The organism is Citrobacter sp. CtB7.12, from assembly GCF_001297795.1.
GTDB lineage: Bacteria > Pseudomonadota > Gammaproteobacteria > Enterobacterales > Enterobacteriaceae > Citrobacter_A > Citrobacter_A amalonaticus.
This window is the reverse complement of record NZ_LIFT01000021.1, coordinates 1-24303: the sequence shown is the minus strand read 5'-3', so window position 1 is coordinate 24303 and position 24303 is coordinate 1. Positions and strand designations below refer to the sequence as shown.

Sequence of the window (24303 nt, the reverse complement as noted above, 5' to 3'; positions counted from 1 at the left end):
CTATGAATTCTTTGTTTGCCAGTACGGCCCGTGGGCTGGAAGAGCTGTTAAAAACTGAACTGGAAAGCCTCGGCGCCGTGGAGTGTCAGGTAGTTCAGGGTGGGGTCCATTTCCAGGGCGACACCCGGCTTGTTTACCAGAGCCTGATGTGGAGTCGCCTGGCCTCGCGCATTATTTTACCGATGGGTGAGTGCAAAGTTTACAGTGACTTAGACCTTTACCTTGGTGTGCAGGCCATCGACTGGACGGCAATGTTTAATCCGGGTGCGACCTTTGCTGTCCACTTCAGCGGGCTGAACGACACCATTCGCAATAGCCAGTACGGCGCGATGAAAGTCAAGGATGCGATTGTTGACGCCTTCACGCGTAAAAATCTGCCGCGTCCGAATGTCGATCGCGAATCGCCAGACATCCGCGTAAACGTCTGGCTGAATAAAGACACGGCCAGCATTGCGCTGGATTTAAGCGGTGATGGTCTGCATCTGCGCGGCTATCGCGATCGCACCGGTCTGGCACCGATCAAAGAGACGCTGGCGGCGGCGATTGTGATGCGCTCTGGCTGGCAGCCGGGAACTCCATTGCTCGACCCGATGTGCGGTTCGGGCACGCTATTGATTGAGGCGGCGATGTGGGCAACCGATCGCGCACCGGGCTTACACCGTGGTCGTTGGGGCTTTAGCGGCTGGGCGCAGCATGATGACGCTATCTGGCAGGACGTGAAGGCGGAAGCGCAAACCCGCGCCCGCAAAGGTCTGGCTGAATATACCTCGCGTTTTTACGGTTCTGACAGTGATGCCCGAGTGATCGAACGCGCGCGCAGCAACGCCCGTCGCGCAGGGATTGGCGAACTGATTACCTTCGAAGTCAAAGACGTGGCGAAGCTGAGCAATCCGCTGCCGAAAGGTCCTTACGGGACGGTGATCAGCAACCCGCCTTACGGCGAACGTCTGGACAGCGAGCCGGCGCTGATTGCGCTGCACAGCCTGCTGGGACGCACCATGAAGAACCAGTTCGGCGGCTGGAATCTCTCTTTGTTCAGCGCCTCACCGGATTTGCTAAGCAGCCTGCAACTGCGCGCGGACAAACAATTCAAAGCGAAAAACGGCCCGCTGGACTGTGTGCAGAAAAACTACCATGTAGCGGAAAGCACGCCGGACAGCAAACCGGCAACGGTGGCGGAAGACTATGCCAACCGTCTGCGTAAAAACATCAAGAAACTGGAAAAATGGGCGCGTCAGGAAGGGATTGAATGCTACCGCCTGTACGATGCCGATCTGCCTGAATACAACGTAGCGGTCGATCGCTACGCCGACTGGGTCGTGATTCAGGAGTACGCTCCGCCTAAAACTGTCGATGCGCAGAAAGCGCGTCAGCGACTGTTCGACATCATCGCCGCCACCTTGTCGGTGCTGGAGATTGCGCCGAACAAGCTGGTGCTGAAAACCCGTGAACGGCAGAAAGGGAAAAACCAGTATCAGAAGATGAACGAGAAGGGGGAATTCATCGAGGTAAGCGAATACAACGCTCGCCTGTGGGTGAACCTGACCGATTACCTGGATACCGGACTGTTCCTCGATCACCGTATTGCGCGACGGATGCTGGGGCAGATGAGCAACGGCAAAGACTTCCTTAACCTGTTTTCCTACACCGGCAGCGCCAGTGTGCACGCAGGTTTAGGCGGCGCGCGCAGCACCACGACGGTCGATATGTCGCGTACCTATCTTGAGTGGGCAGAGCGCAACCTGCGTCTGAATGGCTTGAGCGGACGCGCGCATCGCCTGATCCAGGCCGACTGTCTGGCCTGGCTGCGTGAAGCTAATGAACAGTTTGATCTGATTTTTATCGATCCCCCGACGTTCTCCAACTCGAAACGGATGGAGGATGCCTTTGACGTTCAGCGCGATCACCTGGCGCTGATGAAAGATCTGAAACGTCTGCTGCGTAAAGGCGGCACGATCATGTTCTCCAACAATAAACGCGGATTCCGTATGGATCTTGACGGACTGGCGGCGCTGGGGCTGAAAGCACAAGAAATCACCCAAAAAACGCTTTCCCAGGACTTTGCCCGTAACCGTCAAATCCACAACTGCTGGTTGATTACCGCGGCCTGAAAGGATAAGTAAATGTCATTAATCAGTATGCATGGCGCATGGCTGTCGTTCAGCGACGCGCCGCTTCTTGATAATGCAGAACTGCATATCGAAGATAACGAACGCGTCTGTCTGGTGGGCCGTAACGGCGCCGGCAAATCAACGTTAATGAAGATCCTCAATCGTGAGCAGGGTCTGGACGATGGGCGCATTATTTATGAGCAGGATCTGATCGTTGCCCGTTTGCAACAGGATCCTCCGCGCAATATTGAAGGCACCGTTTACGATTTTGTCGCGGAAGGCATCGAAGAACAGGCGGTCTACCTTAAGCGATATCACGAAATTTCGCGTCTGGTGATGACCGATCCGAGCGACAGAAACTTAAATGAGCTGGCAAAAGTGCAGGAGCAGCTCGATCACCACAATCTGTGGCAACTGGAAAACCGCATCAATGAGGTGCTGGCGCAGTTAGGACTGGATCCTAATGCCGCGTTGTCGTCGCTGTCCGGTGGTTGGCTGCGTAAAGCCGCGCTGGGTCGTGCGCTGGTCAGTAATCCGCGCGTTCTGCTGCTGGATGAACCGACCAACCACCTCGATATTGAAACCATTGACTGGCTGGAAGGGTTCCTGAAGTCGTTCAATGGGACGATTATTTTTATCTCCCACGACCGTTCTTTTATTCGCAATATGGCGACCCGCATTGTCGATCTCGATCGTGGCAAGCTGGTGACCTACCCGGGGAATTACGATCAATACCTGGTGGAGAAAGAAGAGGCGCTGCGCGTCGAAGAACTCCAGAACGCCGAGTTCGATCGCAAGCTGGCGCAGGAAGAGGTGTGGATCCGCCAGGGCATTAAAGCCCGTCGTACCCGTAATGAAGGCCGCGTGAGGGCGCTGAAAGCGATGCGCCGCGAACGCAGCGAACGCCGCGAAGTGATGGGCACCGCGAAGATGCAGGTCGAAGAGGCGACCCGCTCTGGTAAGATCGTCTTCGAAATGGAGAACGTGGATTACCAGGTCGACGGCAAACAGCTGGTGAAAGACTTTTCAGCTCAGGTACAGCGCAGCGATAAAATTGCCCTGATCGGTCCTAACGGCTGCGGTAAGACCACGCTGCTGAAGCTGATGTTAGGCCAGTTGCCGCCGGACAGCGGTCGTATCCACGTCGGTACGAAACTGGAAGTCGCTTATTTCGACCAGCACCGCGCCGAACTGGATCCAGACAAGACGGTGATGGACAACCTCGCCGAAGGTAAGCAGGAAGTGATGGTTAACGGCAAACCGCGCCATGTGCTCGGCTATTTGCAGGACTTCTTGTTCCATCCGAAACGGGCGATGACCCCGGTACGCGCACTGTCTGGCGGTGAGCGAAATCGTCTGCTGTTGGCGCGTCTTTTTCTGAAACCCAGCAATCTGTTGATTCTCGATGAACCAACGAACGATCTCGACGTCGAAACGCTGGAGTTGCTGGAAGAGCTGATTGATGGTTATCAGGGCACCGTGTTACTGGTGAGCCACGATCGTCAGTTTGTCGACAATACGGTGACCGAGTGCTGGATTTTCGAAGGCAACGGGAAAATCGGCCGTTATGTCGGCGGCTATCATGATGCACGCAGTCAACAGGAACAGCATCTGGCGTTTAAACAGCCAGCGGCGAAAAAAACTGAGGAAGTGGTTGCCCCGAAAGCAGAAATTGTAAAACGCGCCAGTAGCAAACTAAGCTATAAACTGCAGCGCGAACTGGAACAGTTACCGCAACTGCTGGAAGAACTGGAAGCGAAGCTGGAAGCCCTGCAGGCACAGGTTGCCGACGCCGCGTTTTTCAGCCAGCCTCATGAGCAGACACAACAGGTTTTGGCCGATCTGGCAAATGCAGAGCAAGAACTTGAGCAGGCCTTTGAGCGCTGGGAGTATCTTGAAGCGTTAAAGAATGGTGCATAATTAAGGAGCACACCATGTGCGAACATCATCATGCCGCAAAGCACATTTTGTGCTCGCAGTGTGACATGCTGGTGGCATTGCCCCACCTTGAGCATGGGCAGAAAGCGGCATGCCCGAGATGTGGCACAACATTGACGGTGATGTGGGACGCGCCGAGACAGCGTCCCACTGCTTATGCGTTAGTTGCGCTGTTTATGTTGCTTTTATCGAATCTGTTCCCTTTTGTGAATATGAATGTCGCTGGGGTGAGCAGTGAAGTGACCCTGATGCAAATCCCTGGTGTCCTGTTTTCGGAAAATTACGCCAGTCTCGGTACGTTCTTTTTACTCTTCGTTCAACTGGTTCCCGCGTTTTGCCTGTTAACCATTCTGTTGTTGGTGAATCGGGTACAAATGCCCGCAAAGCTCAAAGCCCAACTGGCTCGCATTCTGTTTCAGCTAAAGAGCTGGGGAATGGCGGAAATTTTCCTCGCGGGCGTGCTGGTGAGTTTCGTCAAACTGATGGCATACGGCGATATCGGCGTCGGCAGCAGCTTTATCCCCTGGTGCTTCTTCTGCATTCTGCAACTCCGCGCGTTTCAGTGTGTTGACCGTCGCTGGCTGTGGGACGACATCGCCCCTATGCCCGTGATTAAACAGACGTTAACGCCTGGCGTTCCCGGCATTCGTCAGGGATTACGCTCTTGTTCCTGCTGTACGGCGATCCTTCCGGCGGATGAGCATCTTTGCCCGCGCTGCGAAACGAAAGGGTATGTGCGCCGCAGAAACAGCCTGCAGTGGACGCTGGCATTACTGTTCACGTCGATCATGCTGTATCTTCCCGCGAATATTCTGCCGATCATGATCACCGATTTACTGGGGTCGAAACTGCCTTCCACCATTCTTGAAGGGGTGGTTTTAATCTGGAGTGAAGGCTCTTATCCGGTCGCGGCGGTGATCTTTATCGCCAGTATTATGGTGCCGACGCTAAAAATGATCGCCATTGCCTGGCTGTGCTGGGACGCCAAAGGGCATGGCAAGCGTGACAGTGAACGCATGCACCTGATTTATGAAGTGGTGGAGTTTGTAGGTCGCTGGTCAATGATTGATGTGTTTGTTATCGCCGTGCTCTCTGCGCTGGTGCGCATGGGAGGTTTGATGAATATTTATCCAGCAATGGGTGCATTAATGTTTGCTTTAGTCGTCATTATGACAATGTTTTCTGCGATGACATTTGATCCGCGTCTGTCGTGGGATCGTGAACCAGAACCAGGCCATGAGGAGTCCTGATAACATGGAATCTAAAAGTGGGGAAGCCAAAATCCAGAAGGTAAAAAACTGGTCTCCCGTGTGGATTTTTCCCATCGTCACTGCGCTGATTGGGGCATGGGTTCTGTTCTATCACTACAGCCATCAGGGACCGGTTGTGACCCTGATTACCACCAATGCTGAGGGCATCGAGGGCGGAAAAACCACTATCAAAAGCCGCAGCGTTGACGTGGGTGTCGTCGAAAGCGCCACGCTGACCGACGATCTGACGCATGTTGAAATCAAAGCGCGCCTGAACGCCGGTATGGAAAAACTGCTGCACAAAGACTCCGTGTTTTGGGTGGTGAAGCCACAGGTTGGACGTGAAGGGATCAGCGGCTTAGGGACACTGCTTTCTGGCGCTTATATCGAACTGCAGCCGGGTAATAAAGGTAACAAACTGGAAAAGTATGATCTGCTGGATTCGCCGCCACTGGCGCCGCCTGATGCCAAGGGGATCCGCGTGGTGCTCGACAGTAAAAAAGCCGGTCAGCTTAGTCCCGGCGATCCGGTTCTGTTCCGTGGCTATCGCGTCGGATCGGTGGAAACCAGTACTTTTGATCCACAAAAACGCAGCATCAGCTATCAGCTGTTTATTAATGCACCTAACGATCGCCTGGTCACCAGCAACGTCCGTTTCTGGAAAGACAGCGGGATTGCCGTGGATCTGACGTCCGCAGGCATGCGGGTAGAAATGGGCTCGCTGACGACGTTATTTGGCGGAGGTGTTAGTTTTGACGTACCGGAAGGGCTTGAGCAGGGTCAGCCGGTTGCCGAGAAGGCCGCCTTTAGCCTGTATGACGATCAGAAAAGCATCCAGGATTCGCTGTTCACCGAGCACATCGATTACCTGATGTTCTTCAAAGATTCGATCCGCGGTCTGCAACCGGGAGCGCCGCTGGAGTTCCGCGGTATTCGTCTGGGGACGGTGAGTAAAGTGCCGTTCTTTGCGCCAAATATGCGTCAGGTGTTTAACAACGATTACCGTATTCCTGTGCTGGTGCGCATTGAACCCGAGCGTCTGAAAGCGCAATTGGGCGAAGATACCGACGTGGGCGCTCATCTGGCCGACCTGCTGAAGCGGGGCTTACGCGGCTCGCTGAAAACCGGGAACCTGGTGACCGGGGCGTTGTATGTCGATCTGGACTTCTATCCAAAAGAGCCGCCGATTACCGGCATTCGCGAGTTTAACGGTTATCAGATCATCCCGACGGTGAGCGGCGGTCTGGCACAAATTCAGCAGCGGCTGATGGAAGCGCTGGATAAGATCAACAATCTGCCGCTGAACCCGATGATTGAGCAGGCCACCAATACGTTGAGTGAAAGCCAGCGCACGATGAAACATCTGCAAACGACACTGGATAACATGAACAAGATTACGTCCAGTCAGTCTATGCAACAACTGCCGGCAGATATGCAGAATACTCTGCGTGAACTGAATCGCAGCATGCAGGGCTTCCAGCCTGGTTCGGCAGCCTACAACAAGATGGTGGCCGATATGCAACGTCTTGATCAGGTGCTCCGCGAGCTACAGCCGGTGCTGAAAACGCTGAATGACAAGAGTAACGCGCTGGTGTTTGAAGCGAAGGACAAGAAAGATCCAGAGCCGAAGAGGGCGAAACAATGAAAAAGTGGCTAGTGGTGGCGATGGCGTTCTGGCTGACATCATGCAGTACCAGTGGAGATAACAAAAGCTATTACCAGCTTCCTGTTGCGCAAGGTGGCGTGCAGAGTACCGCAAGCCAGGGGAACCGTCTGCTGTGGGTCGAGCAAGTTGCAGTGCCGGATTATCTGGCCGGCAATGGCGTGGTCTATCAGACCAGCGATGTACAGTACGTGATCGCCAATAATAATCTGTGGGCCAGTCCGCTGGATCAACAGTTGCGCAATACGCTGGTTGCCAATCTGAGTACACAATTGCCGGGTTGGGTGGTGGCGTCTCAACCGTTAGGCAGCGTGCAGGACACGCTCAACGTGACGGTCACCGGCTTCCATGGTCGTTATGATGGCAAAGTGGTGGTCAGCGGTGAGTGGCTGCTAAACCATCAGGGACGTCTCATTAAGCGCCCGTTCCACATTGAAGCCATACAGACACAGGACGGTTACGATGAAATGGTGAAAGTGCTGGCGAACGTCTGGAGTCAGGAAGCGGCGGCGATCGCTCAGGAGCTGAAGCGCATCCCATAGTTTAAAATTTTGTAAATAAAACCGTCTCAGACCGTGCGTTTGAGGCGGTTTTTTTTGGTCGTAGAGAGGGGCCAGGAACTTGTTCCGGTTCACATTTTTTGAACAACCGAGTTTTTCACTAGCTCACAAATATGACACCTGTGTGAATTTTGCGCATTGACGGAACCGGGGATTCGCGGTATTCGTTTAGTGTGATTGCACACTTCGTAATCACTGTTATCTTTTCCACCAGATATTAAGCATGAGGGAAACGAGGCATGAAGAGACAAAAACGAGATCGCCTGGAACGGGCACATCAACGTGGTTATCAGGCCGGTATTGCCGGACGCTCAAAAGAAATGTGTCCCTATCAGACGCTGAATCAGAGGTCGTACTGGCTAGGAGGCTGGCGAGAAGCCATGGCTGACAGGGTGGTAATGGCCTGATTCTGTCTCTTTAAAAAGAAACCTCCGCAGTGCGGAGGTTTCGCCTTTTATGACCTGTGATAAATGACGCTGTCTGGTCATTCACCCGGTTGGCATCAGAACGCAGAGGTGTCCTGGAACAGCCCGACTTTCAGATCGTTTGCGGTATAAATCAGACGACCATCCACCAGCACTTCACCATCTGCCAGACCCATGATCAGGCGGCGATTTACGATGCGCTTGAAGTGGATACGGTAGGTCACTTTCTTCGCAGAAGGCAACACCTGACCGGTGAACTTCACTTCGCCTACGCCCAGCGCGCGGCCTTTGCCTTCACCGCCGAGCCAGCCGAGGTAGAATCCAACCAACTGCCACATGGCGTCCAGTCCCAGGCAACCCGGCATGACCGGATCACCGATGAAGTGGCATCCGAAGAACCAAAGATCCGGATTAATATCCAGCTCTGCCTCAACATAACCTTTGTCGAAGTTGCCGCCCGTTTCGGTCATTTTGACGACACGGTCCATCATCAGCATGTTAGGAGCAGGCAACTGTGGGCCTTTCGCACCAAACAGCTCACCGCGACCAGAGGCAAGAAGGTCTTCTTTTGTATAGGATTCGCGTTTATCTACCATGTTCTCTGTAAGCCTTATTTTATTGAAGCACGCAGGATAGCTAACACGTGTACGCTGAACAAGTCCGATCAGTTAGGAAAAAAACCGTTCAGCCAACGCAGCGGCCATGGAAAACGGTGACGTCCTTCCTGTTGCGTCGCTTGGGCGATACGCTCCTGGATAGTCTGCATCAGCGTCATCTGGCCTTCGCCATCCCACACCAGATTTAACAGCAGCGGTAATGCGTCGGTCACGTCATCTACCGCCCAGATAGTGAACTTCTCTTCTTCAACGGCCTGTAACAGTGCGGGTTGCAGGCTCAGGTGTCTGACGTTAGAAGAAGGGATAATCACCCCTTGCTTACCCGTCAGTTCACGCTGTTGGCAAATCGCGAAGAAGCCTTCAATTTTTTCATTTAAACCACCAACCGGCTGGGCTCGACCGAACTGATCGACCGACCCGGTAACAGCGATGTTCTGATTTACCGGCACATCTGACAGGGCGCTGATGAGTGCACACAGTTCCGCCATGGACGCGCTGTCGCCATCGACTTCACTGTAGGACTGTTCAAACGTGAGTGAAGCCGAGAAGGGGAGCTGTTGTTCGAGCTGGAGTTCCGACATCAGGAACGCCTGCATGATCATCATCCCCTTAGCATGAATATTACCGCCAAGTTCTGCTTTCCGCTCAATGTCCGTGAACTCGCCATCGCCGATGTGCACGACGCAACTAATGCGAGAAGGTTCACCGAAGGCGCGAGGGTGACCCGGAAACTCAATCACCGACAGGGCGTTGATCTGACCCACGCGCTCACCCTCGGTTTCGATCAGAATCTGTTCCTGGAGGATCTCATCCTGCATGCGTTCAGCCAGGAACCCTTCACGCCACGCTCTCTGAGCAAGCATCAGGCTAAGTTGTTCACCGCTGCAGGTTTCGCTTTCGCACAGCGGCGCGACTTCCGTGAACTGCCTGATGATCCACAGCGGATTGAGTGGTAACGTATCCTGTTCGCCGGTATAGCGCACCGCTTCGCGAACCAGCACTTCCCAGGCGTCGGGTGCCGGGTAAGGCAACTGATTACGTTTCGCGGTCCACGTTACCCACTGGCACCACTGCGTCATGGATTCTGCATCCACAATCTGCAGGTTATCTTCGAATTCGCTATAAATCGCCTGCTCGGCCAGTTCGGGCTCCATCTCCTGGAAGTCCGCCAGCGATTCGCGCTCACCGACTAACAGCACCTTCAGTTTAAGCGGCATAGACGGCACAGAGACTGGTAGCGGACGTGATTCATCAAAGGCTACCCAGTCAAAGCGTTCGCGGCTGACAATCGCTTTCAGGCGCATCCACAGTAGCGGTTGTGCAAGCAGAGTGCGCAGCGAGATAACCAGCACGCCGCCATTGGCCTGGTGAACCAGTCCCGGTTGTAACGTGATGTCGCCATTGAATTGACGCAGGCAGCCAAACAGTTGCTCTGCCTCAACCCAGTCGGCAATCACCACCTGAGATAAGGTAGAAAAATTATCCTCTTCCCGCTCAGCGTCACGATAGCGAATCGTATGACCAGAGATCTCGTAATGACCTCCCGTCAGGTGACCGGCATTGTGCTGCAAGGCACGTGCGGCATCGGCAAGAAGATTAAGATACTCAAGCTCTTCGGGGGCTTTGGCCAGCATGAAAGGGGATGAGGCTCTGGGCTGTAACAATTGCTCCAGGGCAAATTGCAAACGTGGTTGAGTATCACTCAGTAATGTGTCGTTTTCTTCAGTGACATGTGGCTGTGCAAAAATCTCCTGATAGCTTTCGGTATCAGGGACAAGATCACGCCATGCAAGTTTCGTAATGGTCAAAGTTGATGTTTTTTAGTCTGTTGTAAAAGACGCGATTATAGCGTAACCGTCCGCGCTTCACACGTGGAATGCGATGGCAAACGCACAGGAGGCTGCAGAGTGGCTCACAGCCTGAAGATTCTTTTCTTCAGATGCTAAAAAAGCTGATATTCTGATAGGAGTGACACGGTAACATTGAGATCGCCATGAAATATCAACAACTTGAGAATCTTGAAAGCGGTTGGAAGTGGAAGTACCTGGTGAAGAAGCATCGCGAAGGGGAATTAATAACCCGTTATGTGGAGGCCAGTGCAGCCCAGGAGGCCGTGGATTTGTTGCTTACGCTGGAAAATGAACCGGTGCGGGTCAATCTCTGGATTGACGAACATATGAGTCCCGCGCTGCAAAACCGCATGAAACAGACGATACGCGCACGGCGTAAACGTCATTTCAATGCCGAGCATCAGCACACGCGAAAGAAATCTATCGATCTGGAATTTATTGTCTGGCAGAGACTGGCAGGGCTGGCACAGCGGCGAGGCAAAACGCTATCAGAGACCGTAGTGCAGCTGATTGAAGATGCAGAGAATAAAGAGAAGTACGCTAACAAGATGTCTTCGCTAAAGCAGGATCTGCAGGCGCTGTTAGGCAAAGAGTGACAGGTTTTCATCAAAGCTGTTTTGCTGACGGCCAAAAAAAACCCCGCAACGCGGGGTTTTTTCATAAGACGGAAACTTACGCCTGCGGCTGAGTTACAACGTCTTTGATGCCTTTAACTTCGATCTCAACGCGACGATCCGGGGCCAGGCAGTCGATCAGTGCAGCGCGAGCTTTCACGTTGTCACAGGTGTTGCCAGTAACCGGGTTGGATTCGCCCATACCACGTGCGGAGATCTTGTCAGCCGGGATACCTTTAGAGATCAGGTAATCAACAACAGACTGAGCACGTTTCTCAGACAGACCCTGGTTGTAAGCGTCAGAACCGATGCGGTCCGTGAAGCCCAGAACCACTACGGAACCGTCTTTCGGATCCAGGTTGCTCAGCTGGCTGTACATCTGATCCAGAGCCTGCTGGCCTTCTGGTTTCAGAGTCGCTTTGTTGAAGTTGAACAGAACGTCAGACTTCAGAGTGAAGTGTTTGGTCTGTACTTCAGGAGCCGGAGCCGGAGCCGGCGCTACGATCGGAGCAGCTTGTTCCTGCTGACCGAAACGGTAAGAAACACCTACGCTCAGCAGACCGTTGTCTGGACGAGTACCGATGGTGTTAGCGTCACCGATGTTGTTGGTCCACTGGTATTCCAGACGGGTAGCGATTTCAGGAGTAATTGCGTACTCAACACCACCTGCGAATACTGGGGATACGCCAGTGTCGTGGTCTTTAAAGGAAGCGCCACCAGGTTCGTTAGCCTTGGTGTCTGCACGCCATACCATACCACCCAGACGAGTGTAGATGTCCAGATCGTCAGTGATTGGGTAACCCAGTTTAGCGGTCAGCTGAACGCCCTGAGCTTTGTAAGCGCCGTTGATGTTGTCGCCTTTGTACGGCATACGACCTAACCAGTCGTAACCCATTTCAAAGCCAACATACGGGTTAACCTGGTAACCACCGAACGCACCGGCACCCAGTTGGTTTTCGTGGGTCGGACCGTTGTTGTTGATGAAACCAGTGTCATGGTACTGGGACCAGCCCAGTTTAGCACCAGTGTACCAGGTGTTATCTTTCGGAGCGGCCTGCGCTACGGTAGCGAAACCAGCCAGTGCCACTGCAATCGCGATAGCTGTCTTTTTCATTTTTTGCGCCTCGTTATCATCCAAAATACGCCATGAATATCTCCAACGAGATAACACGGTTAAATCCTTCACCGGGGGAGTAGTTCAATAGTTACTCTACCGATATCTGCGGCTTACGCCGAGCACCCCTGGCGATGTAAAGTCTACAACGTAGTTGAAAACTTACAAGTGTGAACTCTGTCAGGCATATGAAAAAAAAAAACTTGTATACATAATATTTAACATTTGGCGCATCAGAATTTATCGCCAGATTTCGCGGGAACCGCGTGCGCCAAGCGTTCACAGAAAATAAACGTTAGTCCTCAATGTGAAGGTCGAGGAGGAAAAAAAATTCCAGGATAAATCCTAAATTTACTCAATGATACAAATTTGAGTGAATTTTTAGCCCGGTTTGCTGTCTCGTGGCATGGGTGTGTGCATTCACGGGACGCATGATAAATCCCATCGCATTTCCTTCATCTGCCGCCTTAACCAATTCAGCATGTTCTTCTTCTGTTAATTCTTCTGTTAGCCAGCCAATTACCACGCTGTAGTTGCCCGTGCGCAATGCACGAACCATTGATTCCAGCGTATGGCAGGGGGACAGTTGGTTAATTTGCATCACTTTAGTCAGCGGAAGCCCGGCAGACTGAACCCATTCACGGCTCAGCTTCTGCTGTGGCGTCAGCCAGAGCTGCCAGCGCGATTGCTGTCCTAGCTGCTGAAGAAGCGGTAACAGCAGTAACTGCGTCATCATGGGCTGGTCTTCGCGGTAGACCACTTCGCTGATAAGCCCGGTGGACACTTTCTCGGAAGAGACGCGCGCCATCGTGTTCGATGTGGAAGAGAATGACGGAGAACGATTTGCGTAGCCTGAAGTGTACATAATCAATCCAGCCCTGTGAGTTACTGTATGGATGTACAGTAACCCTGATGTCGTGAAAGATCAACTTTATTTTCGGAAAGAGACTCGCAATTTTTATTCATGGTAGCGGTAAAAACGAAATTCAGCTTGCCCCTTGAGAATAAGTTGCCTATTTTCGTCATTAACGGATTCGTGACGGCAAATCATTCTTTTAGTTTATGATTTAAAAGGGAATTTTATGAAAATTCACTCCTATGACAGGATCTATAAATCACAGGAATATTTATCTTCTCTGGGGACGATCCACTTCCGCTCACTGTTTGGCAGTTACAGTCTGACAATCAGGAATACCGTCTTTGCGATGGTTGCCAATGGGGAGCTCTATCTGCGTGCCTGTGAGCAAAGCGTACAGTATTGCGTGCAACATTCCCCGGTCTGGCTGACGTTTCTTAAACGCGGGCGTCCGGTCATGCTTAATTATTATCAGGTTGATGACACTCTTTGGCGCGACCAGCAACAGTTGATCCAGTTGTCGAAGTTTTCGCTGGATGCCGCGTTGCAGGAGAAGTTGTCCCGCAGTTCTCAGCAGCGGCTTAAGGATCTCCCCAATATGACCTTTCATCTGGAGAGTTTGCTGAATGAAGCGGGGATCTACGACGTCGCCACCCTGCGAATGCTGGGCGCTAAAATGTGCTGGTTGCGACTGCGACAAATGAACAAATCCATCACTGACAAGGTGCTGTTTAATCTTGAAGGGGCTATTTATGGTATCCATGAAGCGGCGCTCCCGGCGATACGCCGCCAGGAGCTTGCTCTGTGGGTTAAGTCGCTTTCGCCGGTGCCGATGTCGGTGGAGAAGAGTGAGTGATTTGCCGCTGTAGCCGCCCCATTTCCGGCAGCAGGGCCACCAGTAAACCGACCTGCTGAATCACCAGTGGTTCTTTGCTGTCCGGACGTGGCTCAAGCTGCTGAATGCGCTGTTTCAGTTCGGCGAGAGCTTGCTGCACGCGCGCTTCGTCGGCCGGGAGATGATGTAGCGCATCATCAACATAACAGACCGCATCGTCCAGCAAAGCCAGCACGTCGGGGTTGGTGAGTTGCTCACGATGCGCACCTAAAGCAGAAATATAACTGGTGAATGTATGATTGAGGCAGAGCAAACGGAACGCGGCCTCACGTGTTTGTGCCGTCACGTCGGGCTCGCTGGACATATTCGACACCACGGAGGCCAGCTCAGCATCGCGGTTATGGGCATCGCGACGGGCAATCCGATATGCCAGTCGATTATCGCGTCCCTGATGGTACTGCTCCAGGATGGCGTCAAGATAGCGACAGTTTGCATCGGTCGCTCTTTCCATCACTCGCGGGAGGTTTCGGAAACGCCAGTCCGGCCAGATAAAGCTTACTGCCGCCCAGGCGATGGCGCAGCCGATGAGCGTATCAATCACCCTGGGGAGGGCGACTTCAAACCCTTCGCCGAGCAAGTTGAAGCACAGCAGAACCAGCAGCGTGATAAACATAGTGGCGTGGGCATACTGGACGTTGCGAAAGGCAAAGAACAGAACGCCGGTGATCACCAGTAAAATAAGCTGACCTTCCAGCGACGGAACAAACCATAAAATCGGGATACCAATCGCCACCCCGACCAGGGTACCGATAATCCTCAGCGCCAGGCGGTGCCGCGTGGCGTTGTAGTTTGGCTGACAAACAAACAGGCTGGTCAGCAGGATCCAGTAACCGTGATGCATACCGGTTATCTGAATGATCGCGTAGCCGACGCACAGAACCAGAGACATCCTGACCGCATGGCGAAACAGCGCCGATTCGGGAGTAAAGTTACGACTCAGACGCAGCCAGATATCGCTGAACCCGTGCGGACTGTCATCGGCGAGCTGGCTCTCCGATTCGTTACGCGGCATAGCCTGCGCCTGTTCTGATTCAATTGTTGCCAGTTGTGCATCGATGGCGCGCAAATTAGCCAGTAAAAATCCCAGCGTTTTCAGCAGATCGGCGGAGGCGCCGTTTGCCCGCATTCGCTCAAGCGCGGCGTCGAGATGCGTGAATGCGCGTTCAAAATGCGGATCGTGCTGATAGGGGACGCGCAACAAAATACAGCGCGACAGTTGCAGACAGGCCTGGCCCTGCATCGACATCAGGCGTTGAAAGCGGAACATCACGTCGCTGTGACGGAAATGGTCACGTAGCGTCTGGTATTGAATATGCGAGGAGCTGGCGCGCTCATGAATATCCTGCGCCACAAAGTAGTAATGCAGAGTTCGCCGTGTGCCGCGCTGCCCCCGGTCGCCGCGCAGGCGAGTCAACAGGGACACTTTCGTCTGATTCAGTGTCGCCATCAGTTGGCCGTTGGCCAGCGCTAAGTCATAAAGCGGTGCCTGGCTTTCATTTTCAATATCCGGGTCAAAAAGCCGTGACTTCAGCTCCAGATAGTGCGCCAGTTGCTCATAGCTGCGTGCCAGATTGTCCTGCAAGGGACGAATTGGGAACAGCAAATGACCGATAAGCGTCAGCCCGTTGTACCAGATAGCGCCCGCCAGCAGCAGAAGCGGTTGCTGATACCATTGGGCGTACAACGACGCCCCAAGCATGGTGTAAATGGCGATCAGCAATGCGCCAAAGGCAATCGTCGCATAACGCTGCCCTAAACCGCCGAGCAGGATAAAACCGCTGGTAGAGAGCGTCAGTCCGATGGCGAACAGCCATGGGTAAGGAAACAGTAGCTCGACTGACGCAGAGGCGATAAAAAAGCAGATTAGCGTAATGATCAGGTTGCGCAGACGACCCGCGAGACGATCGTCCAGATCGGTCAGCGCTGCTGCCACCATCCCCAGCGTCAGGGGGATGGTCAGTTTGACATCACCCAACCACCAGGGCAGCGCTGTTGTTCCGCAGAGGGCGATAAAAATACGCACGTAATACAGCCAGGTGCTGTTCCAGGTATAGCGGCGAAGCAGGGGACTTAACATACTGACTTAGCGTCCTGATGACTCAAAACGGCGACGGGCGTTCGCTTCTCGTGCTGCACGTGCAACTTCTACGGAGACAACGCGACGTCCCACTGGCCAGAGTGCAATCGCGGCAATCTTAAAGTTCGCAATGCCAACCGGAATACCAATGATCGTGATGCATTGGGTGATACCTGCGGCGATGTGCATCAGACACAGCCACCAGCCGAAGAAGATCAGCCAGAAAATATTCAGCAGCGTCCCGCCCGTATTCATCAGCACACTTTTACCCGCCGGATCCAGTTCATCAACATGAACCGCTTCGTTTCCGTAAGGCAGCAGCGACAACCTAGTGATTTCCCAGCATGAGCGGGTGAGCGGCAGGGTGAAGATCAGCACTATACTGACCAGCGTTGCCAGGAACCAGGACAGCGTGGTGGCAAAACCCCCCAACACAAAATTCAAAATATTCAGAACGGTACGCATAAACCCTCGATTGATTCTGGTTTTCTGTGATTTCCGGCAATTGTAACGTTTTTTTGGGCTGGAGCACGTATTCTCTGGCGGTTACACTGAGAAGAAATACGCTTTGTCTGGATCGGCTGAGTCATGGAACTGAAAGCAACGTCTATAGGTAAACGTCTGGCGCAACACCCGTACGATCGGGCGGTGATCCTTAATGCCGGCATTAAGGTATCGGGCGATCGCCATGAATATCTCATTCCCTTCAATCAGTTACTGGCGATTCATTGTAAGCGCGGGCTGGTGTGGGGTGAGCTGGAATTTGTGCTGCCGGACGAAAAAGTGGTGCGACTGCATGGCACCGAGTGGGCAGAAACTCAGCGCTTCCATCACCATCTGAATAGCCGCTGGCAGCAGTGGAGCCAGGAAATGAGTGAAGTTGCGGCTGGCGTACTGCAGGAGCAACTGGATTTGATTGCGGCCCGAACCGGGCAAAATGCCTGGCTGACGCGCGAGCAGACGACGGGATTACAGCAACAGATCCTGCAGGCGTTTGCTGCGCTGCCGTTACCGGTTAATCGGCTGGAAGAGTTTGAGAACTGTCGCGATGCGCTGCGACAGTGCCAGGCGTGGCTGAAAGATATCGAGGCATGTCGCCTGCAGCATAACCAGGCGTATACCGAAACGATGTTGACGGAATACGCCGATTTTTTCCAGAAGGTGGAATCGTCACCGCTCAATCCGGCTCAGGCCAGAGCGGTCGTCAATGGCGAACATTCTTTGCTGGTGCTGGCTGGGGCCGGTAGCGGTAAAACATCCGTGCTGGTGGCGCGGGCGGGCTGGCTGCTGGCGCGGGGCGAAGCGGCCGCAGAACAGATCCTGCTACTGGCTTTTGGTCGCAAAGCGGCGCAGGAGATGGATGAGCGTATTCGTGAGCGGCTGCATACCGAGGAGATAACGGCGCGGACGTTCCATGCCCTGGCGCTGCACATCATTCAGCAGGGCAGCAAAAAAGTACCGACCATTAGTAAGCTTGAAAATGACACCGCCGCGCGAAATAAACTATTCATCAGCACCTGGCGTCAACAATGCAGCGAGAAAAAAGCGCAGGCGAAGGGCTGGCGACAGTGGCTGGAAGAGGAAATGGCGTGGACGGTGCCGGAAGGCAATTTCTGGGACGATGAAAAACTACAGCGGCGTCTTGCCTCGCGTCTGGATCGCTGGGTGAGCCTGATGCGCATGCATGGCGGAGCCCAGGCGGAGATGATTGCCAGCGCACCGGAGGAGATTCGGGATCTGTTTGGAAAGCGTGTGAAGCTGATGGCGCCATTGCTGAAAGCCTGGAAAAGTGCGCTGAAAGCGGAAAACGCCGTCGATTTTTCAGGTCTGATTCATCAAGCCATTGTGATTCTGGAAAAAGGGCGTTTTGTCAGTCCGTGGAAGCATATTCTGGTGGATGAATTTCAGGATATCTCCCCGCAGCGTGCCGCGCTGCTGGCTGCATTGCGTAAGCAAAATAGCCATACCACGTTGTTCGCCGTCGGGGATGACTGGCAGGCTATTTATCGTTTTAGCGGCGCGCAGCTTTCCTTAACGACTGCGTTTCATCAGACCTTCGGCGACGGTGACCGTTGCGATCTCGACACCACTTATCGTTTCAACAATCGCATTGGCGAAATCGCTAACCGCTTTATTCAGCAGAACCCACATCAACTCAAGAAACCGCTTAATAGTCTGACGACGGGAGATAAGAAAGCCGTTACGTTGCTGGATGACACGCAGCTTGATGCGTTGTTGGATAAGATCTCCGGTTATGCGAAAGCCGACGAGCGGATTCTGGTGCTGGCGCGTTATCACCATCTGAAACCGGCCAGTCTCGAAAAGGCGGCAACCCGTTGGCCTAAGCTGCAACTTGATTTCATGACCATCCACGCCAGCAAGGGGCAACAGGCGGATTACGTTATCATTGTCGGGCTACAGGAAGGGAGCGATGGGTTCCCGGCACCGGCGCGTGAATCCATCATGGAAGAGGCGTTGCTGCCGGTTGTGGAAGATTTTCCGGATGCGGAAGAGCGGCGGTTGCTTTACGTTGCCCTGACCCGCGCCCGCCATCGGGTCTGGCTGCTGTACAACAAAGCGACCCCCTCACGCTTCGTGGAGGATCTCAAAGACCTGGACGTGCCGTTGGTAAGAAAACCGTAAGCAATAGGCGACGCCCGTCGCCTGCGCGGGATTACTTGAGGCGTTCAGCCAGATAACGCGGATAGTCCGGAATGAGCACGTCAACGGCATCATTGAAGTGTGGCGACTGGATAATGAAATCCGCCGTGGCGACGTTGGTGGCGACAGGGATATTCCAGACGGTCGCCAGGCGCAGCAACGCTTTCACATCCGGATCGTGCGGAACCGCGTTAAGCGGATCCCAAAAGAAAATCAGCACATCAATTTTCCCTTCAGAAATCAACGCGCCAACCTGCTGATCGCCGCCCATCGGACCGCTCAGCATGGCGTTAACGTCCATACCCGTCGCGCGTTGAATAAGATTTCCGGTCGTCCCGGTGGCGTAGAGCACATGTTTTTCCAGCAACGGCTGGTGGCGTTCTACCCAGCTCATCAACATCTTTTTGCAGTGATCGTGTGCAACCAGCGCAATGTGCTTACGCGCCGGCAAAGTGCGAGTCGTCAGTTCCATCATTCAGTTCCATTGTGGGTTTTGCTACAGAGTACTGAATGTGCCTGATGCTGCAAGAGAAAGACGAAAAAAAAAGCCGGACGGAACAAAACATCAGGACGAGGGCTGTTTCTCCGCCCATTGCAGAAAGCTATTACGCGTTTGCGGGTCCGCCTGGCGAAACCAGTATTTCAGACGCTGTTCTGTGAGCGTCTGAGATTGCGGCGGGATGGTATCCAGTTCTGAGACCCCCGAAAGCAGAGTGCTGTCGTCGGCCATCATCGTCGCGAACTGGGGTAAGGAAGCACGTTTTGCCGATTTATTGTAGCGCTCCGTTTCTGCCTCAAAATCAATGGCTTTAGTTTTTGAGGTAATGGCGAGGATATCCAGTTGTACCGGGATCGGCATCGCATTGCCATCCAGTAATTCCAGCCGTGGCGCCACGTCAAAATGGCTGGCGTCGCGGTCGCTTTCCAGGCGCGGAAGGTGAAAATTAACCTGCTCCACGCGCTGAGTGTCAAAACTGATCACCAGCGGCGGGGAAATGTAGAGCTGTTCTGCATGGCTGGGGAGGCGGATTGTCTTCTCAACCCGAAAAACAAGTTGATGGGGCCCATTATCGAGCTCAATGCTGTCCGCGCCGCGCAGGAGTGAACTGGAGACCTTCTTGCCGTCCAGTACCAGCAGGTCAATGTCGGTTGAAAGACGAAGAGTGGTAGCGAAAACCGTGACCGGCAAGCAGAGGGCTATCATCAGGGTCACAGTGCCGGTTTTCATAGGGTTCTCCTGTCCAAGGACCGCCGGGTAAGAATGTATCAAAATTTTTCGATAATCATGTTTACTAACATATAGACATATTTTGGCGTTTTGCTCTCATACTTACGGGTGGGACGCATGGTTGGGTTGTCAGGATTGTCGTACACTTTGCAAAACAGCCTGGAGAATGATGATGAAAGAGACCGATATTGCTGGCATTTTAACCTCGACCCGAACCATTGCATTGGTTGGCGCAAGCGATAAGCCTGACCGTCCAAGCTACCGCGTGATGAAGTATTTACTCGATCAGGGCTATCACGTGATTCCGGTTTCCCCGAAGGTTGCCGGTAAAACCTTGTTAGGGCAGAAGGGCTACGCGACGCTGGCGGACGTGCCGGAAAAAGTGGATATGGTGGATGTGTTCCGTAATTCAGAAGCGGCATGGGGCGTCGCTCAGGAAGCGATTGCGATTGGCGCGAAAACGCTGTGGATGCAATTGGGCGTGATTAATGAGCAGGCTGCGGTGCTGGCGCGCGAAGCGGGATTGATGGTGGTGATGGATCGCTGCCCGGCGATTGAGATCCCACGACTGGGGTTAACGAAGTAAGTCGACGAGTCTGGCGGCCGAAAGAAGACAGGCCCGAGAAGCAATGCGCCATCGGGCCCTGGTAAGGATCAGTTACGCAGGCGAGGGGCCTGCAACTGTTTACGAATGGTCTGAGCAAGCTCATCCATCGAAGGCTGTTCAGGATGCTCGTCCTGCGTTTCGCTGCTTAGCTGCGCTTCGGCAAGATAGGTATGCACTGGACGACCGTCATCATCTTCCATCACCACGTGATACCACGGAGCGGCGCGAAGCTCGTCGTTGACCGCCAACTCATCAGGTGACGGCTCTGCAAGCGAATAGACCGGGTCGATATCCACGACCACTCCGAGATATCCTAACAGGGAATGGCGGACCTGCTGGCCGATACCGAATTTGCTGGCAATCATAGTCACCTCCCGGGAAATCATTACTCTCGATATGAGGGTAAAATTCCACTTTTCAAGTTACATGACGCGACAGGCAAACCCTTTCAGATACAGCCCTTCCGGGTAGGTAGCGATCACGGGATGATCGGCGGCCTGACGGAACTGCTCTATAAATTGTACATCACGCCCTGCATCAATTGCGGCATCGGCGATGATTTTCTGAAATAAATCTGTTGTCATCAGGCCGGAACAGGAGAACGTCAACAGCACGCCGCCCGGATTCAGCAACTGGATCGCCAGCATGTTGATATCCTTGTAACCCCGACATGCCCCCATCAACTGGCTTTTGTTTTCGACAAACTTCGGCGGATCCATCACGATGACATCAAACTTTTCGCCACGATCGCGATAGGTTCGTAACAGTTTAAAGACATCGTCACGGACAAATTCTGCCTTGCTGAGATCGAGTTTGTTGAGTTCAACGTTCTGTTTCGCAATATCCAGCGCTTCCTGGGAGGTATCGACGCTGATCACCTGACGGCAACCGCCCATCAGCGCTGAAACAGCAAAACCTCCGGTGTAGGAGAAACAATTGAGCACCCGCTGGTTTTCGACATAACGGCGCGTCGCCAGACGGCTGTCACGCTGATCGAGGTAATAACCGGTTTTGTGACCGCCCTGGATATCCACCAGCAGCTTCATACCGTGCTCTTCAATTGGCAGCAGTGCAGGGGGGATCTCACCGGTGACCGGGCCTTGCGTCAGCTCCATCCCCTCTTTTTTACGTACCGCGACATCGCTACGGTCATAAATCGCACATTCCGGGTAGAGCGCTTGCAGCGCGCTAATCAATGCGGCACGCTGATATTCCGCGCCAGCGCTGAGCAGTTGCAGCACCAGGAAATGACCGAAGCGGTCGATGGTTATGCCCGGCAAGCCGTCGGATTCTCCGGCGATCAAACGATAGCTGTCCAGACCATCTTTTTTCGCCAGCCAGTCGCGCCATTGCTGCGCCTGTTGCAGACGGCGGGTGAAGAAGGCGATATCGACAGACTCGTTCTTGTCGAAGGTCCAGACGCGTGCGCGGATTTGCGACGCCGGGGAAAAGGCGCCACGGGCTAACCATTTACCCTGATGGTCAACAATGTCGATGGTTTCACCGAGGTTGGCTTTACCTTCCATACGGGCAACGGCACCAGAAAAGACCCACGGATGGCGGCGAAGTAATGATTTTTCGCGCCCTTTGGCTAACACTAAACGTACACTCATAATTAACGGTTCTGTCGAATCAAAGAAATGGGCGCCATTGTCCTGAGTTTTACCCGGATTTGCAACGCGCCCGAGGATGTGAAGGAGAATAACAATGTCGAGAGTCTGCATTATCGCGTGGGTTTATGGCCGGGTTCAGGGCGTGGGATTTCGCTATACCACGCAGCAGGAGGCACGGCGTCTGAGCTTAACCGGTTACGCCAGGAACAGGGATGATGGCAGCGTGGAGGTGGTTGCCAGCGGCGAAGCGGAGCAGGTCGACAAATTACTGAAATGGCTCAAGGACGGCGGCCCGCGTTCTGCCCGGGTAGACAGAGTCCTGAGTGAGCCGCACCGTCCTCGAGAGGCGTTTACCGGTTTTAGTATTCGTTATTAAATACACTTCACCGGTTTTGGCAGGCCAGCAATTTTAGTGGCCTGTTTTGCCGGGCCTTTTGGAAACAGACGATACAGATAACGGCTGTTGCCTTTCTCCTCGCCAAACTTATTCGCCATCGCTTTGACTAACATACGAATCGCAGGCGAGGTATTAAACTCCAGATAAAAGTCGCGCACAAAACGCACCACTTCCCAGTGTTCCGGGGAGAGGATAATTCCCTCGTTTTCAGCAATGACCACCGCCATCGGCTCGCTCCACTGCGCGCTATCTTTCAGATAGCCGTCGGCGTCGGTAGCGATTTCTTTACCTTCAAAGATCAACATAATTCTTCACTGCGTTAGACAACCTGGCGGCAGTTTACCAAAAAACAAAGCCCCGCATAAGCGGGGCCGAGAGGGTGGACTGACCCCATAAATCTGGACAGTTTATATTAAGCGGCCTTCAGAGCCTGGGCCCGGTACTCTACCGGACTCAGGCCTTTTAGTTTCAGGCTTATCCGCTCGTTGTTGTAGTAACGGATATAATCCTCTATCGCCTTCCTCAGTTCGCTGATATTGCTGAACTGACTCAGGTAAAAACACTCCGATTTCAGCGTCCCGAAGAAGTTTTCCATCACGGCATTATCCAGACAGTTTCCTTTTCGGGACATACTTTGCGTCATGCCCTGCGCCTTTAACTTTGCCTGATAGCCTGCCATCCGATATTGCCAGCCCTGATCTGTGTGCAGCAAGGGGGCGTCGTCTGGTCCGAGCTTTAAGAACGCATCCCGCAGCATGGTATTAACCATCTCCATCACCGGCCTTTCCGACAGGCTGTAGGAGATTATTTCCCGGTTAAAAAGATCGAGTACCGGCGACAGGTACAGCTTTTTACCCTGCAGCGAGAACTCTGTAACATCCGTAACCCATTTTTCATTGGCTTTTGATGCACTGAAGTTCCTGCTCAGGATATTGGGGGCTGCCTTGCCTGTTTCCCCCTTCCATGAGCGGTATTTCTTCGCCCTTATCAGAGACCGGAGCGACAGCTCTGTCATCAGCCGCTGCACGGTTTTATGGTTCACCAGCAGACCCTGCTTTCTCAGCGAAAGCGTGATCCTGCGGTAGCCATAACGGCCTTTGTGCCAGGCGTATATCTCACGGATTTTATCTTTCAGCCCGGCATGCCTGTCCACCTGCTTCAGGGCATTCATATTGTAATACCATGTACTGCGGGACATGCCTGCCGCGCGCAGGAGGTCTCGCAGAGCGTGCTTATGCCTCAGTTCACTGATTATCAGGGCTTGCTGCCGTTTTTTTCGCTCTGAACCAAGGCCTTCAACTTTTTTAGATAGGCATTCTCTGCCCGCAGGTAACGGAGTTCAGCCCGGAGTTCTTCGGGGGAGAGTTTTTCCAGTTCTTTATCTGTAGGGGATGGGGGGATTTTTTGTTTTGTCATTTTTCCAGGCCGTCCGCGTTGAATGTTTAGCAGTCCTTCCGCTCCGGCATCGTTGTACACGCAGACCCAGTGTCGGACAAGCGTTTCTGCAGAGAGATTAAACCGGGCAGCTGCTTCACGCATCGTCAGGTGGTCACGGATAACCGCCCGGACGACGACGAGTTTAAATTCAGCTGAATGATGTTTATTTTTCCCTGACAGCCCTTCCATACCGTGGAGTTGCCACGCCCTGACCCAGCGACGGACGGAAGTTCTTTCAACACCAAAACGGTCGGCTGTACGCTCTTCTCCGTCTTTTCCGGACAAATAATGATTAACCACAGCCAGTTTTGTTTCAGGGGAATATTTTGGCTTTGCCATAAAAAACTGCACCTTACTCAGTTGAGTGTCCAACTTTTGGGGTGCAGTCCA

23 protein-coding genes are annotated in these 24303 nt (G+C 53.3%); 11 read left to right on the top strand and 12 right to left on the bottom strand.

What is annotated here, in order from left to right:
* The first annotated feature begins 2 nt into the window (after window positions 1-2).
* The 6 genes from rlmKL (at window position 3) to rmf (ending at window position 7929) form a co-directional block, all read left to right on the top strand.
* Window positions 3-2111 (top strand): bifunctional 23S rRNA (guanine(2069)-N(7))-methyltransferase RlmK/23S rRNA (guanine(2445)-N(2))-methyltransferase RlmL, encoded by a 2109-nt coding sequence (rlmKL, locus tag AOY24_RS19515; RefSeq protein WP_054177189.1) that lies wholly within the window; start codon window positions 3-5, stop codon window positions 2109-2111.
* Between the two features lie 12 nt (window positions 2112-2123).
* Window positions 2124-4031 carry an ABC transporter ATP-binding protein gene (locus AOY24_RS19510; RefSeq protein WP_054177188.1) on the top strand — a complete coding sequence of 636 codons (1908 nt, stop codon included), beginning with the start codon at window positions 2124-2126 and terminating at the stop codon, window positions 4029-4031.
* A 14-nt stretch (window positions 4032-4045) separates the two neighbouring features.
* Entirely contained in the window at window positions 4046-5299 is a 1254-nt protein-coding gene (gene pqiA, locus AOY24_RS19505) for a membrane integrity-associated transporter subunit PqiA (protein ID WP_054177187.1), read from the top strand.
* Window positions 5300-5303: 4 nt separating this feature from the next.
* A complete protein-coding gene (pqiB, locus tag AOY24_RS19500; protein ID WP_044256306.1) occupies window positions 5304-6944 on the top strand; it encodes an intermembrane transport protein PqiB in 1641 nt (546 codons plus the stop codon).
* Window positions 6941-7504: a membrane integrity-associated transporter subunit PqiC gene (pqiC, locus tag AOY24_RS19495; RefSeq protein WP_044256303.1), complete on the top strand. Its 564-nt coding sequence runs from the start codon at window positions 6941-6943 to the stop codon at window positions 7502-7504. The genes pqiB and pqiC overlap by 4 nt, the downstream gene beginning before the upstream one ends.
* A 257-nt stretch (window positions 7505-7761) precedes the next feature.
* Entirely contained in the window at window positions 7762-7929 is a 168-nt protein-coding gene (rmf, locus tag AOY24_RS24230) for a ribosome modulation factor (protein WP_042320000.1), read from the top strand.
* Between the two features lie 95 nt (window positions 7930-8024).
* Here rmf and fabA read toward each other — a convergent pair whose 3' ends face one another.
* Both fabA and AOY24_RS19485 read right to left on the bottom strand, forming a co-directional pair.
* Complete coding sequence (gene fabA, locus AOY24_RS19490) at window positions 8025-8543, bottom strand: bifunctional 3-hydroxydecanoyl-ACP dehydratase/trans-2-decenoyl-ACP isomerase (RefSeq protein ID WP_013097260.1); 519 nt, start codon at window positions 8541-8543, stop codon at window positions 8025-8027.
* A 68-nt stretch (window positions 8544-8611) separates the two neighbouring features.
* The gene (locus tag AOY24_RS19485; protein WP_054177186.1) at window positions 8612-10372 is read right to left on the bottom strand and encodes a Lon protease family protein; all 1761 of its coding nucleotides are present in this window, start codon (window positions 10370-10372) and stop codon (window positions 8612-8614) included.
* A gap of 185 nt (window positions 10373-10557) precedes the next feature.
* Here AOY24_RS19485 and matP point away from each other — a divergent pair, with 185 nt between their 5' ends.
* A complete protein-coding gene (gene matP / locus AOY24_RS19480; RefSeq protein WP_043001159.1) occupies window positions 10558-11010 on the top strand; it encodes a macrodomain Ter protein MatP in 453 nt (150 codons plus the stop codon).
* A gap of 76 nt (window positions 11011-11086) precedes the next feature.
* Here matP and ompA read toward each other — a convergent pair whose 3' ends face one another.
* The gene (ompA, locus tag AOY24_RS19475) at window positions 11087-12142 is read right to left on the bottom strand and encodes a porin OmpA (protein WP_043001975.1); all 1056 of its coding nucleotides are present in this window, start codon (window positions 12140-12142) and stop codon (window positions 11087-11089) included.
* A 355-nt stretch (window positions 12143-12497) separates the two neighbouring features.
* Window positions 12498-13007, bottom strand: coding sequence for an SOS-induced cell division inhibitor SulA (gene sulA, locus AOY24_RS19470; RefSeq protein WP_043001158.1), 510 nt, complete (start codon window positions 13005-13007; stop codon window positions 12498-12500).
* A gap of 217 nt (window positions 13008-13224) precedes the next feature.
* On the opposite strand from sulA, the gene AOY24_RS19465 reads away from it, so the two are divergent.
* Window positions 13225-13854, top strand: a complete 630-nt coding sequence (locus AOY24_RS19465; protein WP_043001157.1) for a TfoX/Sxy family DNA transformation protein — start codon at window positions 13225-13227, stop codon at window positions 13852-13854.
* On the opposite strand, the gene yccS is transcribed toward AOY24_RS19465, so the two are convergent.
* Window positions 13808-15970: a YccS family putative transporter gene (gene yccS, locus AOY24_RS19460; RefSeq protein WP_046401452.1), complete on the bottom strand. Its 2163-nt coding sequence runs from the start codon at window positions 15968-15970 to the stop codon at window positions 13808-13810. The genes AOY24_RS19465 and yccS overlap by 47 nt on opposite strands.
* A gap of 6 nt (window positions 15971-15976) precedes the next feature.
* Window positions 15977-16435 (bottom strand): YccF domain-containing protein, encoded by a 459-nt coding sequence (locus AOY24_RS19455; RefSeq protein WP_043001155.1) that lies wholly within the window; start codon window positions 16433-16435, stop codon window positions 15977-15979.
* 123 nt (window positions 16436-16558) lie between these two features.
* Here AOY24_RS19455 and helD point away from each other — a divergent pair, with 123 nt between their 5' ends.
* Window positions 16559-18613 carry a DNA helicase IV gene (gene helD, locus AOY24_RS19450; protein ID WP_044256301.1) on the top strand — a complete coding sequence of 685 codons (2055 nt, stop codon included), beginning with the start codon at window positions 16559-16561 and terminating at the stop codon, window positions 18611-18613.
* Between the two features lie 31 nt (window positions 18614-18644).
* On the opposite strand, the gene mgsA is transcribed toward helD, so the two are convergent.
* The gene (mgsA, locus tag AOY24_RS19445; protein ID WP_044256300.1) at window positions 18645-19103 is read right to left on the bottom strand and encodes a methylglyoxal synthase; all 459 of its coding nucleotides are present in this window, start codon (window positions 19101-19103) and stop codon (window positions 18645-18647) included.
* A gap of 93 nt (window positions 19104-19196) precedes the next feature.
* Window positions 19197-19859 (bottom strand): DUF2057 family protein, encoded by a 663-nt coding sequence (locus AOY24_RS19440; protein ID WP_043001152.1) that lies wholly within the window; start codon window positions 19857-19859, stop codon window positions 19197-19199.
* Window positions 19860-20031: 172 nt separating this feature from the next.
* Between AOY24_RS19440 and AOY24_RS19435 the strand changes: the two genes are divergently transcribed.
* The gene (locus tag AOY24_RS19435; RefSeq protein WP_044256299.1) at window positions 20032-20445 is read left to right on the top strand and encodes a CoA-binding protein; all 414 of its coding nucleotides are present in this window, start codon (window positions 20032-20034) and stop codon (window positions 20443-20445) included.
* Window positions 20446-20513: 68 nt separating this feature from the next.
* Here the strand turns inward: AOY24_RS19435 and hspQ are convergent, their stop codons facing one another.
* Both hspQ and rlmI read right to left on the bottom strand, forming a co-directional pair.
* Window positions 20514-20831 (bottom strand): heat shock protein HspQ, encoded by a 318-nt coding sequence (gene hspQ / locus AOY24_RS19430; RefSeq protein ID WP_042319966.1) that lies wholly within the window; start codon window positions 20829-20831, stop codon window positions 20514-20516.
* A 57-nt stretch (window positions 20832-20888) separates the two neighbouring features.
* Entirely contained in the window at window positions 20889-22079 is a 1191-nt protein-coding gene (rlmI, locus tag AOY24_RS19425; protein WP_044256297.1) for a 23S rRNA (cytosine(1962)-C(5))-methyltransferase RlmI, read from the bottom strand.
* A gap of 94 nt (window positions 22080-22173) precedes the next feature.
* On the opposite strand from rlmI, the gene yccX reads away from it, so the two are divergent.
* Window positions 22174-22455 carry an acylphosphatase gene (gene yccX / locus AOY24_RS19420; RefSeq protein WP_043001149.1) on the top strand — a complete coding sequence of 94 codons (282 nt, stop codon included), beginning with the start codon at window positions 22174-22176 and terminating at the stop codon, window positions 22453-22455.
* Here yccX and tusE read toward each other — a convergent pair.
* Together tusE and AOY24_RS25055 are read right to left on the bottom strand one after the other, a co-directional pair.
* Entirely contained in the window at window positions 22452-22781 is a 330-nt protein-coding gene (gene tusE / locus AOY24_RS19415; RefSeq protein WP_043001148.1) for a sulfurtransferase TusE, read from the bottom strand. The genes yccX and tusE overlap by 4 nt on opposite strands.
* 107 nt (window positions 22782-22888) lie before the next feature.
* Window positions 22889-24252 (bottom strand): IS3 family transposase gene (locus AOY24_RS25055; protein WP_099433379.1). Its coding sequence is split into 2 segments (ribosomal slippage): window positions 22889-23784 and window positions 23784-24252, totalling 1365 coding nucleotides; the frame shifts between segments, so codons are not numbered across the junction.
* Window positions 24253-24303 lie beyond the last annotated feature (51 nt).